Source organism: Bacillus sp. JJ1127 (assembly GCF_036965845.1).
Classification (GTDB): Bacteria; Bacillota; Bacilli; order Bacillales; family Bacillaceae_G; genus Bacillus_A.
In genome coordinates, this window is the sequence record NZ_JBALQK010000344.1 from 1 (window position 1) to 716 (window position 716).

The following is a 716-nucleotide window of genomic DNA, read 5'->3' on the forward strand; positions in this document are numbered from 1 at the left end:
TTCAATTTATTTATTGTATTTTTAGGCATTGGTCTTGTTGTTCCCATAATGCCATCTTATATGAAGGAATTACAATTAGGTACTAATATTATGGGATATTTAATTGCTACATTTGCATTTGTTCAACTACTAACATCTCCTATTGCTGGAGTACGGGTAGATATATTTGGCCGAAAGAAATTGTAACCACAACATATAGCGTGGTGAAAAGCTATATACACATATATTTTTCATTATGATATTTAAATAACAATATATTCGTTTGGAATTTGAGGTGAACAGTATGGAAAGTTTAAAAATATTGAAAGTTAGCATATGCATTTTTGGCATATTATTTGTTACGAATGGCATTGACTTTATTGCTGAATTGCTAAAAGACCACACATTCAATTGGTTAGAGTTTCTATGTACAATTGGATTTTTATTTGTATTGATAAAAGATTCGTTAGATCTTAAAAATAAAAATTATGAAAAATGATGAAAAATAATGAAGTGACAGTGTTCGCATTTGACGTTTTTGATATAGCGTGATATAGTGAAATCACTAATGAGCTACATAATGTGGTACGGAAATAAAGCACGTTGAATTCAAGGCCTTAAGCTTGTGATGCATTCATGTCCTTTATATCCACCTTTTCATGTGGATTCATAGTTTCATTTTATTTAGGAGGTACATGACATGCAAACAGGTAAAGTTAAATGGTTTAACAGCGAAA

At 30.0% G+C, this 716-nt stretch carries 1 pseudogene; it reads left to right on the forward strand.

Annotation, left to right across the window (positions count from 1 at the left end):
- Positions 1-183 (forward strand): annotated as a pseudogene (locus V7183_RS24040) (MFS transporter); the annotation flags it as partial.
- Positions 184-716 lie beyond the last annotated feature (533 nt).